The following is an 18,756-nucleotide window of genomic DNA, read 5'->3' on the forward strand; positions in this document are numbered from 1 at the left end:
GGCTCAGCCTTCAAGGAGGCAGCATGAACACTTGGTCGCGCCGTGCGCTGTTGGCCGCCGGTTTCTCTCTTACCGTTACCAGCGCCGCGTTCGCCGCGCTGTCTGATGTCGACCCGGGGCCCTACACCTTCGCCACGGGTGGCTATCCGATGTGGTACAAGGACAGCCTCGACCAATCCCTGGAGCTGTGCCAGTCGCGTGCCACCAGCACCCGTGCGCCAGGCGCACCAGGGGCGCCCGCCTACATGTGCACCTTGTTGCCCGAGCCCGGGATCTATGACGATGCCCTGCCGCTGGTATTTCCAGATAACTGGCCACCCGAGATGTTCTGGTTCCTGGCCGAAACCTCGATACCACAAGTAGGCAACAGCGGTTATGAACTGGAGGTCTACGTTGCCGGTATAGAGGCAGCCTTCGCGGCTGAAAACCCGGTAGACGGTGATCAGCAAAGCTTCGCCCGTATCCGTATCCGCGCATCGGTCCCACGCACCGGTACCTACACCATCACGCACCCTTACGGGGTGGAGACGGTCAACGTCACCACGGCAGGTCGTCGCGCGATCAATATCACTCGGGACATAGGCATTGGCGCTCCGGGCAACTTCCAGGGGGCGCTGGGGGGGGCGATCGGCCCTTGGCTGAAGGGGGTTGGCGGGCCGTATACAGAGGTCAATCCTGACACTGGCACCACCGAAACCTACATCGGCGACCCCAATATCACCGAAGCGGTAACCGGTAGCCCCTTCAATACCAACTTCGTGCGCATCGAAGGGCCCGCGGGCGCCATTCAGACCAACACGTTCACAGTGTCTGGCAAGGTGCTGGACCCGCGAGCACAAACCCCAGTCACGCTGGAGCGCGCCACCTACTCGCGCAACGGCAGCGGTACCCGCGTGGAAGTGTTCGCCAAGGCCCCGAGTGAGGCCAGCCTGTGTATGCGCAATGGCCTGGCACTGATCGGCACGCCGCCTTCGCCTTGTCAGTTCACCCTGACTTCGGACAACAACGGTTTGTTCTTCAGCCAGCAGTTCAACCAGTCGGTGCCGCCAGAGGTGGTGGTTGTCACCGCCAGCAACGCAGTCGGCGGCACCCAGCCGACTGCGCTCTCGAGCAAGCTCAGCGACGTGGTCAAAGTCAGCACCGCACGCTACGACTGGGCCAACAAACGTCTGTTGATCGAGGCCAGTTCCAGCGACGAAGTAGCGGTCCCCGACCTGCTCGCCCAAGGCTACGGCCGCCTGTCGAAATCGGGCACACTGCAAAGCATCACGGTCAACGACTTGGCGCAACCGCCCGCCACCGTTACGGTCAAGTCTGCCCGCGGCGGTAGTGATGTAGAGCCAGTGATCGTGGTCGGCAACGCCCCGGTCGAGGCCGCCAACCAGCCACCGCTCGCCCAGGCCGATGTCGGCAGCACCAGTGTCGGTGTACCGATCACACTCAACCTGCTGCTGAACGACAGCGACCCGGATGGCAACGTGCCGCTGACCATCAGCGACCTGACCCAACCCGGGACCGGCCTTGGCGGCGTCGTGATGAATGGCACCACCTCGGTTACCTACACGCCGCCGACCGGGGCCACACAACCGCTGGTAGCCACCTTCAGCTACCGGGCGGTGGATGCCAAGGGCCTGAAATCGGTACCGGCCACGGTCACCATCAACGTCGCACCTAACCAGGCACCGACTGCCAACCCGGAAACCGTCGCCACCTTGGGCGTGCCGTTGACCATCAACGTGCTGGCCAACGACACCGATCCAGAAGGCAACGTACCGCTGAGCGTGACCAACATCACCCAACCGGCCGCCGGCCGCGGCACGGTCAGCACCGACGGCACAACCGTCACCTATACCCCACCAGCCACTGTAACCACAGCCTTCACCACCACCTTCACCTACCAGGCACGTGACTCGCTGGGGGGGCTGTCCACCCCAGGTACGGTCACCGTCAACGTGTCGCCTCGGCCTGCCGCTGAAACCTTCGCCGTCACGGCAGCCACGGTCACGGCGCGCTCCAACAACCGTTACAACTGGGACATCAGTGGCACCTCGTCGGTGACCACCGGCAATACCGTAACCGTGCGGGTAACCACGACTACCGGCGTCCAGACCTTGGGTACGGCCACGGTAGCGCTGACCGGCCGCTGGCGCCTGGCGGTGAGCAATAGCACCACGATCATCCCGACTGCGGCACCGACGGCGACGATCACAACCAGCCAAGGCACCACGCGCACCGTCAACGTAGTCGTGCAGTAAAAGCCGGAGGCTTCGATGAAACGGCTGTACTCCCTGTTGCTCTGCCTGGCCCTGGCGGGCCAGGCCTGCTGGGCAGAGGACCTGATGGACAATGCCGACCTCGCACCCGGCAACGACCTCGGTGAACCCGTGATCATCCGCCTGCTGCCGGCCGGTGCCGGCCAGGCTGCGGTGATCGAGCAACACGGGTCAGGCAACCGCGCCGCCCTCGACCAGAACGGTCAGGCCCTGCTGGGCCGTATCGTCCAGTCCGGCGGTGCCCAGGAAGCGTACATCTTGCAGGAAGGCAGTGACCTGATGGCCATCATCCGCCAACAGGGAAATGGCAACAGCGCGTCGATTCGCCAGAGTGGCAGCAGCAACAACGCTGCCATCGAGCAGATCGGCAACGACAACAGCGCCAGCATCGTGCAGTCCGGCTCGGGTCTCAACAGCTCCGTGACCCAGGCTGGCAATGGCCAGCATGTTCAGATCACCCAATACCGATAGACCTGGAGGCACCACCATGTACAAGCTCGCTCCGTTAAGTGCCGCTATCGTCCTGGCCCTCGCAGGTCAGGCCATGGCTGCTGACAGCACCTCGTCCCAGACCCAGGACGGCAAGGAAAACATCGCCGAAGTCTCTCAGACCCAGGCATCCTTCGCCTCGGCCACCCAGAACCAGACTGGCAAGGGCCACAACCACCTCGCCGTGCAGACCGAAAGCACCAGCGATATTCAGCAGAGCGCCACCGGCCAGTACAACGCCGGCTACGCTGAGCAACTGTTCGAGAACGGCAGCCAGATCACCCAGCACGCCGGAGGCAGCTACAACGATGCCTTCGCCAGCCAGTCGATAGGGTCGAACAACGAATCGCTGCAAACCCAACAAGGCGTCGGCAATAAATCCACCGTGTGGCAGGACAGCCAGGAAGGCAGCAAAGCCACCAGCTGGCAATCCGGCCAGCGCAACGAAGCGTTCATCGAGCAGACCTTCGGTGGCAGCAACAACCGCAGCACCGTCAACCAGACCGGCCAGGACAACTACGCCGCCGCCGAGCACCTGAACCATATCGATGGCGATATCCAGGTCTATCAGGATGGCCACGACAACTGGGCCTATGGCGACCAGCGCGAAGGCACCGGTGGCACCATTGCCATTGGCCAGTACGGGGGCGGCAACTCCGTGGAAGTGTGGCAGGACACACAGATCGGTAGCCAGGCCTCCGTAGTCCAGACCGGCCAGTCGAACGAAGGCTATATCGACCAGAGCTTCGGCGTCAGCAACAAGGTCAGCCTGTCGCAGCAAGGCAATGCCAACGCCAGTTGGTCGGACCAGTTCGAGACCAACAACTCGACCACCACCATTACCCAAACCGGCAACAACAACCTGCATTTCACCTATCAGAATGGTGAGAACCTCAACCTGACCATCAACACCCAAGGCAATGGCAACAGCATCACCGCCAGTAACTGGAAAGGCGCCAAGATGGGTGGCCAGTTCGGCACCAACCAAAACGCCACCATCAACCAGACGGGCAATGGCAACGGTGTCAATCTTACCCAGAAGGGCGCTGACCAGCAGGCCACGCTGACCCAGACGGGTAAAGGCAACCAGATGTCGACCAAGCAGGATGACGTCAGCAACGAGCTGTACTTCGAACAGAACGGCACTGACAACATTCTGATCGCCGACCAGCGTGGGACCGACAACTATGCCTACGGCAGCAGCCAGGGCACCGGCAACACCATCACGCTCGACCAGTCCGGCTATAGCAACCAGAGCTACACCAACCAACTCTACGGAAGCGGAAACGAAGCCACCATCAAACAGACTGACAGCATCAACGTCGCCTACGTGACCCAGGGAGGCCAAAGCAACAAGGCGTTCGTCGACCAAAGTGGCGTCGCCCAATCCGCCACCATCACCCAGCTGGGCAGCGCGAACCTGGCCACTGTGACCCAGCAGTAAACCGCTCCCCCTTGAACCGCGGTGCTCCTCTCCCTGGTGCCGCGGTTCCTTTTTCTGTTATCCCGCCCTCTGCAATCGTTCGATCCGATCGGCGTGTGCGATCCCTTGACGTGTATCTGTCGGGTACAATGGCAAACCGCTCGAAAATGTGCAGCCGCATGATCCAGTCCGACCTCGACCTGTTCGGCGCCCAGCCGCAACGCCTGGCCAGCCACACCGTGCTGCTGCCCGGCTTCGCCCTGGCCGAAACCGAGGCGCTGCTTGATGCCCTGCGTCCGGTGCTGCGTGCTGCGCCGTTCCGGCACATGTACACCCCAGGAGGCCTGCGCATGGCAGTGGGCCTGACCAACTGCGGTACGCTGGGGTGGGTGAGTGATCAACATGGCTACCGGTACAGCCCCAGCGACCCACTCAGTGGCCAGCCCTGGCCCGCCCTGCCCCCGGTTCTGCTCGCCTTGGCCTCCCGCGCGGCAGCCATGGCCGGGTTTGACGGTTTTGTGCCGGATGCCTGCCTGGTCAACCATTACCTGCCAGGCACACGCCTGAGTCTGCACCAGGACCGCGACGAGCAGGATTTCGGCCAGCCGATCGTGTCGGTGTCATTGGGCTTACCGGCGGTGTTCCTGTTCGGCGGCCTGCAGCGTGCCGACAAGGCTCAGCGCATTGCGCTGAGCCACGGCGATGTGCTGGTTTGGGGCGGCGAAGACCGCTTGCGCTTCCACGGCGTGCTACCGATCAAACCCGGTGTGCATCCGCGCCTGGGCGAACGGCGGATCAACCTGACCTTGCGCAAGGCGGGTGCCTGAACAGGGGCCGTCATCTGCCACCCCGCGCAAAACAAGATGAACGCACATGAAACACATTGAACATCTTGGCCAGGCAAGCTTCGAATGATAAGCCGCCTTTCTTTTGTCTGGAGCCTGCCATGCCCAACCCGCCTGGTTCTTCGAGCCGTTGCAACGGAGCCATGTACCGATGAAGATGCCTGGCCGCGCACCCAATGCTTCGCTGCAGCTCGATTACGTACGCGACACCCTGTTCGGCCCGGTGGCGCAACGCGTGGAATGCCAATGCCAGCTCGCCGCCCTCAACCTGCAGGGTCGCCCAGGGCTGCGCCTGCACGTGTGCCCCCCACTGCCTGACAAGATCGACCGAGCTCACAGTGTGGCCTTCGTCTGGGATGGGCGGAGTTACCACGGCGTGGTTCGCGAGAAGGGAAAGTGCGGCGACGGTGGATTGAACCTGCTGCTGGAACTGCAATAAGCCGATCAACGGGGGTTGTGGCTGCCTGGGCGCATGCCAGCGCGTTGCTTTCAGCAGCCATCTATGCCCGGCCAGCCTAGGCTGACCGAGGCACGACAGGCGCGCTCAGGCAATCGCCTTGAGTGGCGCCGGGTGGTTGTCACGCAGCGCATGCAGCTGCTCCACCAGGTTGACCAGGTCACGGCAACTGTTGAGGTTTTGCAGCGCGACCCCGCTGAGGGTCACGCCCTGATCGAGATCCTGGCCCTGGCCCAGGCGGATGGTCAGGTTGGCGCCGTCCGGGCAGCTGACTTCACAGCGGTCTGGCAAGCAGGCCTGCTCGATCAGTTGCCGCATCTCTAGTATCGAAACGCCTATCAACGACATGGTACGACCCTCTCTGTGGGATGGCCTGTTGTTTGGGAGTACGCCTTTGTCGGGCGGGGCGCCAATTGATATTGCGCATGCTCGGCCAGCTGTCCATGCGCCCGGGCAATGAGCTTGCGGGGGATCCTTTAGCACCTTAGTGGAAGATTCTCCGCGAGGGCCGAGTGTTCGACTGCATTAGCAGACTTGACGACGAGTGGTCTTGGTCAGCAACGCGTTGACCAATGTACAGCCGGGTGGCCGTGGGAAGATGGCCTGCCAGCGACAGGGCCGGGACAGGCCACCCAATCAACAGGATCAGTGCGCGGCACCTCCCCTCTCATCCTGCATCTGCCCAAACCGCCCGGCATGGAAATCATCGAACGACTCGGCAATCTCCGCCTGGCTGTTCATCACGAACGGGCCGTAGCCGACGATCGGCTCATCGATTGGCTCACCGCTGAGCAGCAGCACACTTGCGCCGTCCAGCGCCTCGACAGCTACGTCTACACCCTCCCGGTCGAGCAGCACCAGGCTGGACGGGCCTGCTTCGCGCTCGCCGTTGATTCGAACGTTACCACGCAACACCACCAGCGCCGCATTGCGACCGGCAGCGACCGGCAACTGCAAGGCCGCGCCGGCGTTGAGCCGCAAATCCCACACGTCCATCGCGGTGAAGGTTCTGGCCGGCCCTTGGTGGCCATGGTAGTCACCGGCAATCACCCGCAAGCGCCCGGCATCACCGTCGAGCGCTACCACCGGAATGTCGCCGGCCAGCAGCGTCTGGTAGCCGGCCGCTGCACGCTTGTCCCGCGCCGGCAGGTTCACCCACAGCTGGACCATTTCCAGCGTGCCGCCACTGCGTGCAAAGTCCGGGGAATGAAACTCTTCATGAATGATGCCGTTGGCCGCCGTCATCCACTGCACGTCACCTGGACCGATCAAGCCGCCAGCACCGGTGGAATCACGGTGCTCCAGTTCACCTTGGTAGACGATGGTCACGGTCTCGAAGCCGCGATGCGGATGTTGGCCTACACCGCGTCGTGCTTGGGTCGGGGTGAAGTCATGCGGACCGGCGTAGTCCAGCAGCAGGAACGGGCTGATCCGGCTGGCCAGGTTGTCGTAGGTGAACAGGCTGCGCACCGGGAAACCATCCCCCACCCAATGGGCGTGGGGGCTGCGGTGAATACCCAGAATCGTTTTCATGAGAAGGCTCCTCTCTTGGCTGAGATAACCTTATCAATGATGCCAATCACGCGGTAGCTGGCTAAAATGGCATGCATCGTCCCACGTGCGGAACAATCAACCCTGCAAGAAATCGAGCACCTGCTCCGCCGCCATGGCCGGGTCTTCCTGCATGAAACAGTGCCCACCGGGAACTTGCCGTGCGGTCACATTGCGGTTTAGCAGCGCCAGGCGATTGACCGAATGTGGCACAAAGGGATAGGTGTCTTCTCCGTACAACACCCGTGTCGGCGTCGTGATTGCGGCCAGACTGGCCCACATGCGTTTAGGGAATGAGCTGAAGATCTCCACTTCACGGCTGGGCCGGCACTTGAGCACCACGGCCTCGCCACACTCACCGATGGCATGCTCGACATAGGCCTGCAGTGCCGCATGGGTCCAGCCTTTGAAGATACCGCGCCCTTCCAGCGAGGCCAACGCCGACTCGCGATCGGGCCAGTGGCTGCGGCGGCTGGCGGCCTTACGGGCCAGGGCGTGACGCTGATGCAGGCCGACCAGGGCTGCCGCCCCCATCACACCGATCATGCGTCGGCTGAACAGTACCGGGTCGAGCAGCACGGCACGGGCGAACAGTTGCGGCTCACTGCCCAGGATCAGCCCCGTAAGCACGCCACCAAAGCTGTGGCCTACGGCAAACCGCTGTACGTCGCCATACTCGCCACGTCCGCCCTGAAAGGCCTCCACCGCCAAGGCAGCGGTGCGGTTCCAGCCGCGAAACACCCCACCATGGTCACTGTCCCCATGGCCCTGAACGTCGCAAAGCCACAGGTCGAAATGCTCGCCCAGGCGCATCAGCAACGGTTGGTAAGCCAGACAACAGAAGCCGTTGCCATGCAGGAAGTGCAGCAGCGGTTTGCCACTGGCCGGGGTTCGCCAGCCACGCAGGGTGAAACCTTCGGCGCATTCGTGGGACCAGGGAATCAACTGCATCGGCTTACTGTACTCTCGGGGTCAGGAAAACGCTGATTCTACAAACAGCAGCGGGTACAGTGAAATCACCAGCAACAAGGCCATCACGACATTGAACAGCATCAGCCAGCGCGAGTTTTGCAACAGGTTGCGCAGGGCGCTGCCGAACATCACCCATACCCCCACGCTGGGCAAGTTGACCAACGCGAACAAGGCCGCAATGACGATCACGTTGGTTACATAGCCTTGCGCTGGCGTGTAGGTGGTAATCGCCCCTACCGCCATCACCCAAGCCTTGGGGTTGACCCACTGGAACGCCGCCGCCCCCCAGAAGCCCAGCGGTTTACGGGCACTGGACGCGGCCGTGCCGACCGGCCCGGAAGTGGCGATCTTCCAGGCCAGGTACAGCAGATAGGCGGCGCCAGCGTAGCGCAGCACCGTGTACAAGGGTGGCCAGGCCTTGAATACTTCACCCAGCCCCAGGCCGACGGCCAGCACCATCATCATGAAACCAAAACTGATACCCAAGGCATGAGGGACCGAGCGGCGCACGCCGAAGTTCACCCCCGAGGCCAGCAACATGGTGTTGTTGGGACCCGGGGTGATGGAAGACACGAAGGCAAACAGCACAAAGGCGGTCAGCAGGTCGGCAGAGGCAAGCATGGCGGGCATTCCACTTTCTTTATGGGTGCTGTCACACTAACGGAGCGCCACTCCCAGCAACCGGTACAGTTCGATTAAATTACGCAGATACACATCACTGTACCGACAACCCGGATCAAGGAAGCCGTCACCATGAGCCTTACCATTCGCCCTGCCGTTCGTACCGATGCCGAGCAGATCCTCACCTTCATCACCGAACTGGCCGAGTACGAACGCGCGCGCCACGAGGTGGTCGCCACCCTTGCCGATATCGAGCACAGCCTGTTCGACGAAGGCAGCACTGTGCACACCCTGATGTGCGAGCGTGATGGCCGTGCAATTGGCTTTGCCGTGTACTTCTACAGCTACTCGACCTGGCTCGGGCGCAATGGCATCTATTTGGAAGACCTGTACGTAACCCCCGAGCAACGCGGCGATGGCGCCGGCCGGCAGTTGTTGCAGCACATTGCCCGCGAAGCGCTGGCGAACAACTGCGGGCGCCTGGAATGGAGCGTGCTGGACTGGAACGAGCCAGCGATCGGCTTCTACCAGAAGCTGGGGGCCGAGGCGCAGGATGAGTGGGTGCGCTACCGCCTGGATGGCGACAAGCTGGCGGCATTCGCCCGCGGGTGATCGCCCGGTTTCTGCACTTCTGCCTGCTGGAAGAACACGGCAGGCCTGAGCCTGTCCTACCTGCTGCTCGGCAGCCTCGCGCGCTGTATGACATTGACGCCAAGCCCGCCCCATGCTCTCCTTATGCCTCACGTTCAGGTGCCCCTCAGGGGGTGAAACGGGAAACCGGTGCGTCCCAGGCCCTTCAGCAGGGCCGGACAATGCCGGTGCTGCCCCCGCAACGGTAAGCGAGTGAAGCGTCTGTACCACTGTGCCTTGTAGTGCGGCATGGGAAGGTGACGCGTTCCAGGAGCCCAGCTCTTCCTCGCAAGCCCGGAGACCGGCCTGGCGTTCATGAACACCCCGCGGTGGGCGGGCGCTGTTGCATTCCCTTGGGCGACCACGTCCGGGGCTGCCGCGCTCGCCCATTGCCCACAAAAAGCAGAGGATCGCGTCATGCCCGTCACCAGCGCCAAACAACACAGCCTTGCTACCCCCGTTACCCTCAGCCAGCGTGTAATCATCGCCGTCGGTGCCAGCTTGCTGGGTTTGTGCCTGGTGTACTTTGCCGGGTTCTCGCACATCGAGGCTGTGCACAACGCCGCCCACGACACCCGCCACAGCGCCGCCTTCCCCTGCCACTGAGTACGCCTGATGATCACGCGCATTGCCCGTACTGCGGGTTTCAGCGGGCTCCTTGCAGCCCTGTTGCTGACCTTGCTGCAAAGCTTCTGGGTTGCCCCGCTGATTCTGGAGGCGGAAACCTACGAGTCCTCGGCCCCGGCCGCACACCACGAACACGGTAGCGAAGTGGCCGCTCATGAACACAGCGCCGAAGCCTGGTCGCCGGAAGACGGCTGGCAGCGCGTGCTGTCCACCACAGGCGGCAACCTGGTGGTCGCAGTCGGCTTCGCCCTGATCCTCGCCGCCCTGTACAGCCTTCGCGAGCCCAAACGCGCTACCACTGGCGCATTGTGGGGGTTGGCTGGCTTCGCCGTGTTCTGCCTGGCTCCCACCCTGGGCTTGCCACCAGAACTGCCGGGGACTGCGGCCGCCGACCTGGGGCAACGCCAAACCTGGTGGGTTGGTACAGCCAGTGCCACAGCGCTGGGCCTGGCCTTGCTGGTGTTCGCCCGCCACTGGCTGCTGAAGGCGCTGGGCGCCGTACTGCTGGTCATTCCCCATGTAATCGGTGCACCGCAACCCGAGGTGCACGAAAGCCTGGCCCCTGAAGCATTGGAAACCCAGTTCAAAGTCGCCTCCTGGCTGACCAACGCCGCCTTCTGGCTGGCCTTGGGCCTGCTCAGCGCCTGGCTGTTCCGCCGTTCCAGCCAGGCTTGATGCCTGCCTTCTATGCCGGTTTTGGCTGCCGCCGGGGTTGCCCGGCAGATGCCTTGCAACGCTTGCTGCGCCAGGCCCTGGACAACCAGGGCCTGGCGCTGGCCGACCTGCGCGGCATCGCAAGCATCAGCCTGAAGGCCGACGAGCCCGGCTTGCAGCAATTGGCAGAGCGCCTCGGTTTGCCCTTGGTGCTGTACCATGGCGCGCAACTGCAACCCTATGAACCACTGCTCAGCCACCGTTCCGCCGCTGCCCACCAGCACAGTGGCTGTTGGGGCGTAGCCGAGAGCGCGGCACTGGCCTTGGCCAGCCAGCGGCAGGGTTCGGCCAGGCTGCTGCTGACGCGCCAGGTACTGGGCCCGGCGACGCTCGCCCTGGCCTGCTGAGCGTTTCGTACCCTCTTTTTTGCCAGGACTTTGCATGACCATCTACTTTATCGGTGCCGGCCCCGGCGACCCGGAGCTGATCACGGTCAAGGGCCAACGGCTGATTCGTCAGTGCCCGGTGATCATTTATGCCGGTTCACTGGTACCCGCCGCCGTGCTCGAAGGCCACCAGGCCGAAACCGTGATCAACAGCGCCGAACTGCATCTGGAACAGATCATCACTGCCATGCGCAGCGCACACGAAAAAGGTCAGGATGTGGCCCGGGTGCACAGCGGCGACCCCAGCCTGTACGGCGCCATCGGTGAACAGATTCGCCACCTGCAGGCGCTGGGCATCGATTACCAGATCATCCCCGGCGTTACCGCCACGGCAGCGAGCGCCGCCCTGCTCGGCTGCGAGCTGACCTTGCCTCAAGTGGCGCAGACCGTGATCCTCACCCGCTATGGCGACAGCTCGCCCATGCCGCCGGGTGAGCAGTTAGGCGACCTGGCGCGCCATGGCAGCACCCTGGCAATTCATCTGGGGGTCAAGCACCTGTCGCGCATTGTCGATGAGTTGATGCCGCACTACGGCGCGCACTGCCCGGTTGCGGTGGTGCATCGGGCCACCTGGCCAGACCAGGATTGGGTGCGCGGCAACCTCGGTGATATCGTCGAACGCGTAGCGACCAAGGATTTCCGGCGCACGGCGCTGATCCTGGTAGGCCACGTACTGGGGGATACACCGTTCGCCGAATCGGCCTTGTACCGTGCCGGGCATGCCCATCTGTACCGCCCTGGCGACTGAACATTGCCAGCCTTGCCTCGGGCGTAGCAGACTCCGGGTTCCCGCCTGCGAACAGGAGCCATGCCCATGCTGGAATTACGCCCCAACTGCGAGTGCTGTGATGCCGACCTGCCGGGTGACAGCCCCGACGTTATGATCTGCTCCTTCGAATGCACGTTCTGCCGTGCCTGTGCCGAAACCCGCTTCCAAGGCCGCTGCCCAAATTGTACCGGGCAGTTGGTAGCCCGCCCGACGCGGGTCGGCCAGGCATTGGCCAACAACCCTGCCTCCACACTGCGTATACACAAACCGCACGCTGCCTGCGCCTGAACAACTGCAAAGAAGCGGCATCACCGCTTTCTCAGGGTGATGTCTTTCCTGTTTCTTGTAGGACTTTTCAACAAAAAGCACTGGGGTTTTCAACACTTCTATACTCGGCATTACCAAACTTCGGGAATGGTCGTATCGTGCAGCGCTTCCGATAACCCCACTTGCAGACGTATTCCTGAGTGTTCCAGGAAGCGGACCACATCCCTACAGGAGTTTTCCTCATGACAACCGTGCTGATCGTCGACGACCACCCCATTGTCCGGCTGTCCCTGCGCCTACTGCTCGAGCGCGAGCGCTTCCATGTCATCGGCGAGGTCGGCAATGGCAGTGAAGTGGCTCAGGTAGCCCGCGAACTGCGCCCGGACGTAGTCATTCTCGACATCGGCCTGCCTGGCCTTGACGGCATGGAAGTCATCAAGCGATTGCAGAGCCTGGAGCCGGTACCGAAGATCATGGTGCTGACCGGCCAGGCCACTGACCTGTATGTACGCCGCTGCCTGGATGCCGGGATAGGTGCCTTCGTCACCAAGGAAGAGGACCACGAGGCCCTGCTGTTCGCCCTCAAGGCCCTGACCAAAGGTTATTCGACCTTTCCGCAAATGTCGGTCAACAGCAACTCGCTGGAGAGCGAGCCAGTGCGCCTGGCCAGTCTCTCCAACCGAGAAATGGAAGTGCTGCGGCGCCTTGCGCGCGGCGAGAACAACAAGAACATCGGCACGTGCATGAACCTCAGCGCCAAGACCATCAGCACCTACCGGGGCCGCATCATGGAAAAGCTCAAGACTGAGTCTCTCGTGGAAATGGTCGACCTGGCCAAGCGCAACAGCGTCTATTGAGCGCTCGGCTACCATGAAACTGTTGCTGGCGAGCGTCCTTCTGGCTATCGGTCTGGCCAACTCCACGGTGCTGCAGGCCAGCAGCGAACCACGCCATCTGTTGGCGCGCTCAATCAGTGCCGCTGCCCCACTGGCGTTATCCGGCGATGATCGCCACTGGCTGAAAAATCGCCAACGCCTGATACTGGGTAGCGCGCGCCCCGACTACCCCCCGTTCGAAATCAATGTCAGTCAGCATGACTATGAGGGGTTAAGCGCAGACTACGCCGGCATCATCGGCGAACAGCTTGACATACCCATTGAAGTACGCCGTTTTGACAGCCGTCACGAGGCCATCACTGCCCTGCGTGATGGCCATATCGACTTGCTAGGTAGCTCCAACGCCTTCGAAGCGGCAGACGCCCAGCTTAGCCTGAGCACCCCCTATGCCGACGACCTGCCAGTGATCGTCACCCGTGAGGGGCACAGCTTGAAAAGCACGCCCGACCTCGCTGGCCTGCGCCTGGCGATGGTCGATCACTACCTGCCGGCCGTCAGCGTTCGCACCCTGTACCCAAAGGCGCAACTGAGCCTGTACCGCTCAACCCTGGCCGGGCTCGCTGCTGTGGTGCTGGGCGAGGCAGACGCCTATCTGGGCGATGCGATCAGCACCGACTACATGATCGGCAAAAGTTTTCAGGGCACGTTGAAAATCGACCATTTCTCCCAACTGGCTCCAGAGGCTTTTGCCTTCGCCATAGCCAGCGACAACCCGCGCCTGCATCGGCTGGTGGACAAGGCGCTGTCACGCATTAGCGAAAGTGAACGCCTGAACATTCTGCGCCGCTGGAGCAGTGGTAACACCAGCCTGCTGCTGCAGCGCCACCTCACTGCCTTGAGCGAAGAAGAAGAAGCCTGGATCACCGCCCACCCCACTATCAGCGTACTGGTCAATACCTCGCTGGCACCTTTGACGTTCAACGATGCTCAGCACCGCCCTAGCGGTATCACCCTGGACCTGCTCAAGCAGATCTCGCTGCGCACTGGGCTGCAGTTCACACCCGTCGAGAGTGCTTCATCGCAGGCCATGATCGACCGCCTGGTGCACGGCGAGGCACAGATGATCGGGGCGCTGGGCTATGGTGCCGACCGCTTGAAGCAACTGCGCTACACCCGCCCCTATCTGGTCAGCCCGCGCGTGCTTGTCACCCGCAACGACGGTGAATCACCTGCACAGACCAAGGCCCTGGATGACAAGCGCATCGCCTTGGTGCGCGGCTCACCGCTGCAGGCCGTTTTGCAACAGCGATACCCGCAGGCCAAGATCGTCGAAGTTGACAACCCACTGGGCCAGATGGAGGCCGTGGCCAACGGTGTTGCCGACGTGGCCCTGAGCAGCCATATCAATGCGGCCTATTACATCAGCCATGTGTTCAAGGACCGTTTGCGCATTGCCAGCGTGCTCGACGACGCCCCGGCCATTGCCGCCTTTGCCGTAGCCGCCGACCAGCCACAGCTGCAGGCCATTCTCGACAAGGCGCTGCTAAGCATTCCACCTGAAGAACTGGACCAGTTGATCAACCGCTGGCGCACCAGCACACTGGTGAGCGACAGCCCATGGCGCGACTACCGCACCTTGGCTTTGCAGGTGCTGGTGCTGTCGGCCCTGCTGCTGGCCGGGGTGGTGTTCTGGAACAGCTACCTGCGCAAGCTGATCAACCAGCGAACCGAGGCACAGCACGCACTGCAGGCACAGCTCGCGCTGAGCCGTGGGCTGCTGGAACAGTTACGCCAGGCCAAAGACGATGCCGAACAGGCCAGCCAGACCAAAAGCACCTTCCTGGCCACCATGAGCCATGAGATCCGTACCCCGATGAATGCGGTGATCGGTCTGCTGGAACTGGCCCTGGAAGATAGCCGCAGCGGCCGCAGCGACGCCCAGACCTTGCAGACCGCCCATGATTCGGCCATTGGCCTGCTTGAGCTGATTGGCGATATTCTCGACATTTCCCGCATCGAATCCGGCCATATCAGCCTGCAACCGGTGCCTACCAATCTGGTCGAACTGGTGCGCGCCACGCTGCGGGTGTTCGAAGGCAATGCCCGGGCCAAAGGGTTGCATCTGCAGGGCGAGCTGCCTGCAGAGCCGGTATGGGTGCTGGCTGACCCACTGCGACTCAAGCAAATTCTGTCCAACCTGATCAGCAACGCCATCAAGTTCACCGACCGTGGTGAAGTGCAGGCATGCCTGCTACTGCCCAAAGTTGCCGGCCACGGCGTTCTGGCTATCGAGCTGAATGTGCGTGACACCGGCATCGGCATCAGCCCCGCCGACCAGGCCAGGCTGTTCAGTGCCTTCGTTCAGGTCGATGGCCCAAGGGCACGTCAAGGGGCAGGCCTGGGGTTGGTCATCAGCCGTACCCTGGCCGAACTGATGGGCGGCGCCCTGAGCCTTCAGAGCGTCGAGGGCGTTGGTACCCGGGTACAAGTCAGCCTGCGGTTACCCGTCTGCGAAGCACCGGCACAAGCGGACCCTCAACTCACGACACATGAAAGCAACAGCGGCCCGCTCAATATTCTGGTGGTCGACGACTACCCAGCCAACCTGCTCTTGCTGGAACGGCAACTGCAAACCCTGGGGCACCACGTGACACTGGCGGAGAATGGCGAGATCGCCCTTGCTCGCTGGCAGGAAGCACGCTTTGACCTGGTGATCACCGATTGCAGCATGCCGGTCATGGACGGGCATGAACTCACCCGGCGCATTCGTAGCCTGGAGGGCGAACACGGCCTGCCAGCAGGCCGTATTCTTGGCGTGACCGCCAACGCCCAGGCCGAGGAGCGTACTCGCTGCCTGGCCAGCGGCATGGACGAATGCCTGTTCAAGCCGATTGGTCTGCGCACGCTCAAGACCCATCTGCCCCAGGTGCGCCCTCAGCAGCCGTCGCCGGAGCCTTCCCAAGGTGGGTTCGACCTGGCCGAATTGCGCCACCTGACCCAGGACGACGAACAGTTGACGCGGCATTTGCTGGAGCAGTTGTCGATAAGCGTCAGTGAAGACCTGGCCGCCCTGCGTGCCTTGGCCACAGACGCCCCTGATGAAGCGGTACGCGCCTTGGCCCACCGCATCAAGGGTGGCGCCAAAATGATCAGGGTGCGCACCGTGGTCAAAGACTGTGAAGCCATCGAACACGCCCACGCACGAGGGCTACCAACCGTTGAGCAACGCGGGCAACTGCAAGTCAGCCTGCAGGCACTGCTTGACGAGATGCGCGAGGCGCTCAATGCAATTGCAGCGTCGAGCTGATCTGGCTGATGGCGTCCACGACGTGCCGTGAACCTTGCTGAATTTCCATGATCACTGTCCCCGCCTCATTGGCCAGTGCCACGCCGTGACCGGTACGGTTGAGGCTCGATTGCATGCTGGCCACCGCCAATAGCGACAGGTCGTGGTTCTGCCGCACCACATCGACGATTTCCAGGGTGGCCTTGCTGGTTCGCGCGGCCAGGTTGCGCACCTCATCGGCCACCACGGCAAAGCCTCGCCCGTGCTCGCCGGCACGCGCGGCCTCGATGGCTGCATTAAGGGCCAACAGGTTGGTCTGGTCGGCGATGCCACGAATGGTCAGCACAATCTGCCCGATCACATCCGACTGCTTGTTTACCGCATCGATGCTGCGCGCTGCGTCGTTAAGCTCCTGGGAAATCTGCTCGATTACCTGCACGGTCTGCTGCACCACTTCGGTACCCTTGCGCGCGCAGGCATCGGTCTGCACCGAACTGGCATGGGCGGCATGGGCGGCGCTTTGCTGGGTGCAGACTTGATGGGTGATGTCGCTGGCAAACTTGACCACTTTGCACAGGCGGCCCTTGCTGTCGAAGATCGGGTTGTAGGAGGCCTCCAGGAAAACAGTCTGGCCTTGCTTGTTGACGCGTTCGAAGCGGTGCGAGTGGTATTCGCCACGGTTTAGCGAAGCCCAGAACTCCCGGTACTGGGCCGATTCGCGTTCATGCGCCAGGCAGAACAGCCCGTGGTGGCGGCCAACCACTTCATCAAGGCGGTAACCCATGGTGTCGAGAAAATTCTGGTTGGCCTTGATCACCCGGCCTTGCGGGGTGAACTCGATCACCGCCATGGAGCGGCTGATGGCCTTGAGCAGGCTTTCGCTCTCGTGCTCCAGCACCACCCGCTGGGTGATGTCCGACGCCACCTTGATTACGCTGGTGACTTGCCGGTGCTCGTCCAGCACGGGCATGTAGCTGGCTTCCAGCCAGACCTCGCGCCCCGCCTTGTCGATACGCTCGAACGTACCGCTGATAGCCTTGCCCTGCCCCAACTCGCGCCACAGTTGCTGGTACTCGGCGCTTTTTGCATAGTCCGGCTCACAGAACAGCCGGTGGTGCTTGCCACGCAGCTCGTCGGCGCTGTAGCCCATGGCCTGGCAGAAGCGCTCGTTGGCGTCGAGGATAGTGCCGTCAGGGGCGAACTCGATCATCGCCATGGAACGGCCGATAGCGGCCAGTTTGGCTTGCGCATTGACTAACGCCTGGCGGCTGCGCTGGATTTCTGCCAAATCAGACTTGCGGTGGAAATCGAACATGACGCGGGGCTCCCTATGCGCGGTTTTCTGAGCATAGATCGCCGTTGGCAAGTCGTGGCATCGACAGCGCCTGTAGGAGCGGGTTCACCTGCGAACACCGGCGCAGCCGGTGCCATGCCCCCGTCGCCCGCTTCGCAGGTAAACCCGCTGCACATTCGTTTCGGGCCAATCATTCCTGTGGCATTCGCGCGAGAACGCCTTGGCGGGCACTCTCAGGTGCTCTCGCGCACCATCAGCTCAAAGCCCAGATCCTGCTGCGCATTCGTCACCCGCTTGCCATCCAGCAACGCCAGCAACGCCTGCGCTGCGCCCCGCCCCACCGCAGCCCGTGGTGTGCGAATCGAGGTCAGCCGTGGCACCATATGCGCCGAGGCCGGTAGATCGTTGAAACCGACCATCGCCACCTGGCGTGGCACCTCCACCCCTTGACGCAAGGCCTGCAGCACCGCGCCCTGAGCCAGGTCGTCGTTACAGAAGAAGATACCGTCGACATCCGGCGCCTGCTGCATCAGCTGGCTGAACAGCACACTGCCCAGGGCAATCGACGATGGCTCCGGGGCCAACACCTCCAGCTCGGCAGCCTGCAAACCGGCCTCTGCCAACGCCTGACGGAAGCCCTCGGCACGCTGCATCACCCTCGGGTCCAGCTGCGCGGCAATGAATGCAAGGCGCTTGCGCCCGCGCTCGATCAGGTGCCGTGCAGCAGCACGCCCGGCCTGATGCTGCGAGAAGCCGACTGACAAAGCCCCTGGCTCACCATTGAGTTCCATCATGTGCACACACGGCACGCCGCTGGCAGCCAGCATCTGCCGCGCAGCATCGCTACGCTCGAAGCCGGTCAGCAAAATGCCGCAGGGCTGATAGGCCAGGTAATTGCGGATCAGGTTCTCTTCTTCGGCAAGGTCGTAGTGATAGTTGCCGATCAGCACCTCTAGCCCACGAGGGCGCATGACCTCATGAATGGCCTCCAGGGTGTCGATGAACAGTTGGTTGGACAACGACGGGATCAACACCACCACCGACTGGCTGCGTGCCGAGGCCAGCGCCCGGGCGGCCGGGTTGGCCACATAGCCAAGGTTCGCTGCTGCGGCGATGACCTTTTCCACCAGGTCAGGCGCAACCGTGCTGACCCCGCGCAAGGCGCGCGAAGCGGTGATCGGGGAGACCCCGGAAAGCCTGGCAACTTCAGCCAGGGTGGGACGACCTGTAGTTCGGGAGCCGGTGCGGGACATGAATGTTGTAATTTTACTACTTGCAAGGAGAGGGAACGGCCACTAAGGTAGCGCTGTCTCAGG

Annotated in this window: 19 protein-coding genes, 1 pseudogene and 1 riboswitch; of the genes and pseudogenes, 13 read left to right on the forward strand and 7 right to left on the reverse strand. The window is 62.6% G+C overall.

The features are described from left to right. The first annotated feature begins 23 nt into the window (after positions 1–23). The 5 genes from V6093_RS05160 (at position 24) to V6093_RS05180 (ending at position 5,469) form a co-directional block, all read left to right on the forward strand. Positions 24–2,255, forward strand: coding sequence for an Ig-like domain-containing protein (locus V6093_RS05160; protein WP_265977457.1), 2,232 nt, complete (start codon positions 24–26; stop codon positions 2,253–2,255). A 15-nt stretch (positions 2,256–2,270) separates the two neighbouring features. After that, a complete protein-coding gene (locus V6093_RS05165; RefSeq protein WP_019751430.1) occupies positions 2,271–2,744 on the forward strand; it encodes a curlin in 474 nt (157 codons plus the stop codon). Positions 2,745–2,760: 16 nt separating this feature from the next. Then, on the forward strand, positions 2,761–4,206 hold the full coding sequence (locus V6093_RS05170) for a curlin (protein ID WP_003253796.1): 1,446 nt from the start codon (positions 2,761–2,763) through the stop codon (positions 4,204–4,206). A gap of 146 nt (positions 4,207–4,352) precedes the next feature. Further along, positions 4,353–5,012 carry a DNA oxidative demethylase AlkB gene (gene alkB / locus V6093_RS05175; protein ID WP_019751428.1) on the forward strand — a complete coding sequence of 220 codons (660 nt, stop codon included), beginning with the start codon at positions 4,353–4,355 and terminating at the stop codon, positions 5,010–5,012. A gap of 169 nt (positions 5,013–5,181) precedes the next feature. Next, complete coding sequence (locus V6093_RS05180; RefSeq protein ID WP_003253801.1) at positions 5,182–5,469, forward strand: hypothetical protein; 288 nt, start codon at positions 5,182–5,184, stop codon at positions 5,467–5,469. 105 nt (positions 5,470–5,574) lie between these two features. Here V6093_RS05180 and V6093_RS05185 read toward each other — a convergent pair whose 3' ends face one another. The 4 genes from V6093_RS05185 to V6093_RS05200 all read right to left on the reverse strand — a co-directional run bounded on the left by V6093_RS05185 (position 5,575) and on the right by V6093_RS05200 (position 8,640). Next, positions 5,575–5,835 carry a DUF1652 domain-containing protein gene (locus V6093_RS05185; protein WP_033725899.1) on the reverse strand — a complete coding sequence of 87 codons (261 nt, stop codon included), beginning with the start codon at positions 5,833–5,835 and terminating at the stop codon, positions 5,575–5,577. 297 nt (positions 5,836–6,132) lie between these two features. After that, a complete protein-coding gene (locus V6093_RS05190) occupies positions 6,133–7,020 on the reverse strand; it encodes a pirin family protein (RefSeq protein ID WP_047605212.1) in 888 nt (295 codons plus the stop codon). Between the two features lie 96 nt (positions 7,021–7,116). Further along, positions 7,117–7,989, reverse strand: coding sequence for an alpha/beta fold hydrolase (locus tag V6093_RS05195; protein ID WP_047605210.1), 873 nt, complete (start codon positions 7,987–7,989; stop codon positions 7,117–7,119). Positions 7,990–8,010: 21 nt separating this feature from the next. Then, positions 8,011–8,640 (reverse strand): LysE family translocator, encoded by a 630-nt coding sequence (locus V6093_RS05200; RefSeq protein WP_012052198.1) that lies wholly within the window; start codon positions 8,638–8,640, stop codon positions 8,011–8,013. Between the two features lie 123 nt (positions 8,641–8,763). Between V6093_RS05200 and V6093_RS05205 the strand changes: the two genes are divergently transcribed. The 8 genes from V6093_RS05205 (at position 8,764) to V6093_RS05240 (ending at position 16,167) form a co-directional block, all read left to right on the forward strand. Then, on the forward strand, positions 8,764–9,243 hold the full coding sequence (locus tag V6093_RS05205) for a GNAT family N-acetyltransferase (protein WP_003253811.1): 480 nt from the start codon (positions 8,764–8,766) through the stop codon (positions 9,241–9,243). A 119-nt stretch (positions 9,244–9,362) separates the two neighbouring features. After that, positions 9,363–9,586, forward strand: a riboswitch (cobalamin riboswitch). A 92-nt stretch (positions 9,587–9,678) separates the two neighbouring features. Further along, positions 9,679–9,867, forward strand: coding sequence for a CbtB domain-containing protein (locus V6093_RS05210; protein WP_003253813.1), 189 nt, complete (start codon positions 9,679–9,681; stop codon positions 9,865–9,867). A gap of 9 nt (positions 9,868–9,876) precedes the next feature. Further along, entirely contained in the window at positions 9,877–10,563 is a 687-nt protein-coding gene (locus V6093_RS05215; RefSeq protein WP_003253815.1) for a CbtA family protein, read from the forward strand. Then, positions 10,563–10,949 carry a cobalamin biosynthesis protein gene (locus V6093_RS05220; RefSeq protein ID WP_047605209.1) on the forward strand — a complete coding sequence of 129 codons (387 nt, stop codon included), beginning with the start codon at positions 10,563–10,565 and terminating at the stop codon, positions 10,947–10,949. The genes V6093_RS05215 and V6093_RS05220 overlap by 1 nt, the downstream gene beginning before the upstream one ends. Positions 10,950–10,983: 34 nt before the next feature. Then, positions 10,984–11,736: a precorrin-4 C(11)-methyltransferase gene (gene cobM, locus V6093_RS05225; RefSeq protein WP_047605208.1), complete on the forward strand. Its 753-nt coding sequence runs from the start codon at positions 10,984–10,986 to the stop codon at positions 11,734–11,736. Positions 11,737–11,802: 66 nt separating this feature from the next. Further along, positions 11,803–12,045 (forward strand): DUF1272 domain-containing protein, encoded by a 243-nt coding sequence (locus V6093_RS05230; RefSeq protein WP_003253822.1) that lies wholly within the window; start codon positions 11,803–11,805, stop codon positions 12,043–12,045. A gap of 221 nt (positions 12,046–12,266) precedes the next feature. Then, a complete protein-coding gene (locus V6093_RS05235; RefSeq protein WP_003253824.1) occupies positions 12,267–12,881 on the forward strand; it encodes a response regulator transcription factor in 615 nt (204 codons plus the stop codon). 13 nt (positions 12,882–12,894) lie between these two features. Further along, complete coding sequence (locus tag V6093_RS05240) at positions 12,895–16,167, forward strand: transporter substrate-binding domain-containing protein (RefSeq protein ID WP_047605207.1); 3,273 nt, start codon at positions 12,895–12,897, stop codon at positions 16,165–16,167. On the opposite strand, the gene V6093_RS05245 is transcribed toward V6093_RS05240, so the two are convergent. The 3 genes and pseudogenes from V6093_RS05245 to V6093_RS05255 all read right to left on the reverse strand — a co-directional run bounded on the left by V6093_RS05245 (position 16,142) and on the right by V6093_RS05255 (position 18,693). Beyond that, entirely contained in the window at positions 16,142–16,636 is a 495-nt protein-coding gene (locus V6093_RS05245) for a methyl-accepting chemotaxis protein (RefSeq protein ID WP_371044604.1), read from the reverse strand. The genes V6093_RS05240 and V6093_RS05245 overlap by 26 nt on opposite strands. 42 nt (positions 16,637–16,678) lie before the next feature. Beyond that, a pseudogene (locus tag V6093_RS05250) lies at positions 16,679–17,461 on the reverse strand (PAS domain-containing protein); the annotation flags it as partial. A gap of 212 nt (positions 17,462–17,673) precedes the next feature. After that, positions 17,674–18,693, reverse strand: a complete 1,020-nt coding sequence (locus tag V6093_RS05255; RefSeq protein ID WP_003253830.1) for a LacI family DNA-binding transcriptional regulator — start codon at positions 18,691–18,693, stop codon at positions 17,674–17,676. Between the last annotated feature and the right edge of the window lie 63 nt (positions 18,694–18,756).

Source organism: Pseudomonas putida group bacterium ESBL64 (assembly GCF_045277175.1).
Lineage (GTDB): Bacteria > Pseudomonadota > Gammaproteobacteria > Pseudomonadales > Pseudomonadaceae > Aquipseudomonas > Aquipseudomonas alloputida.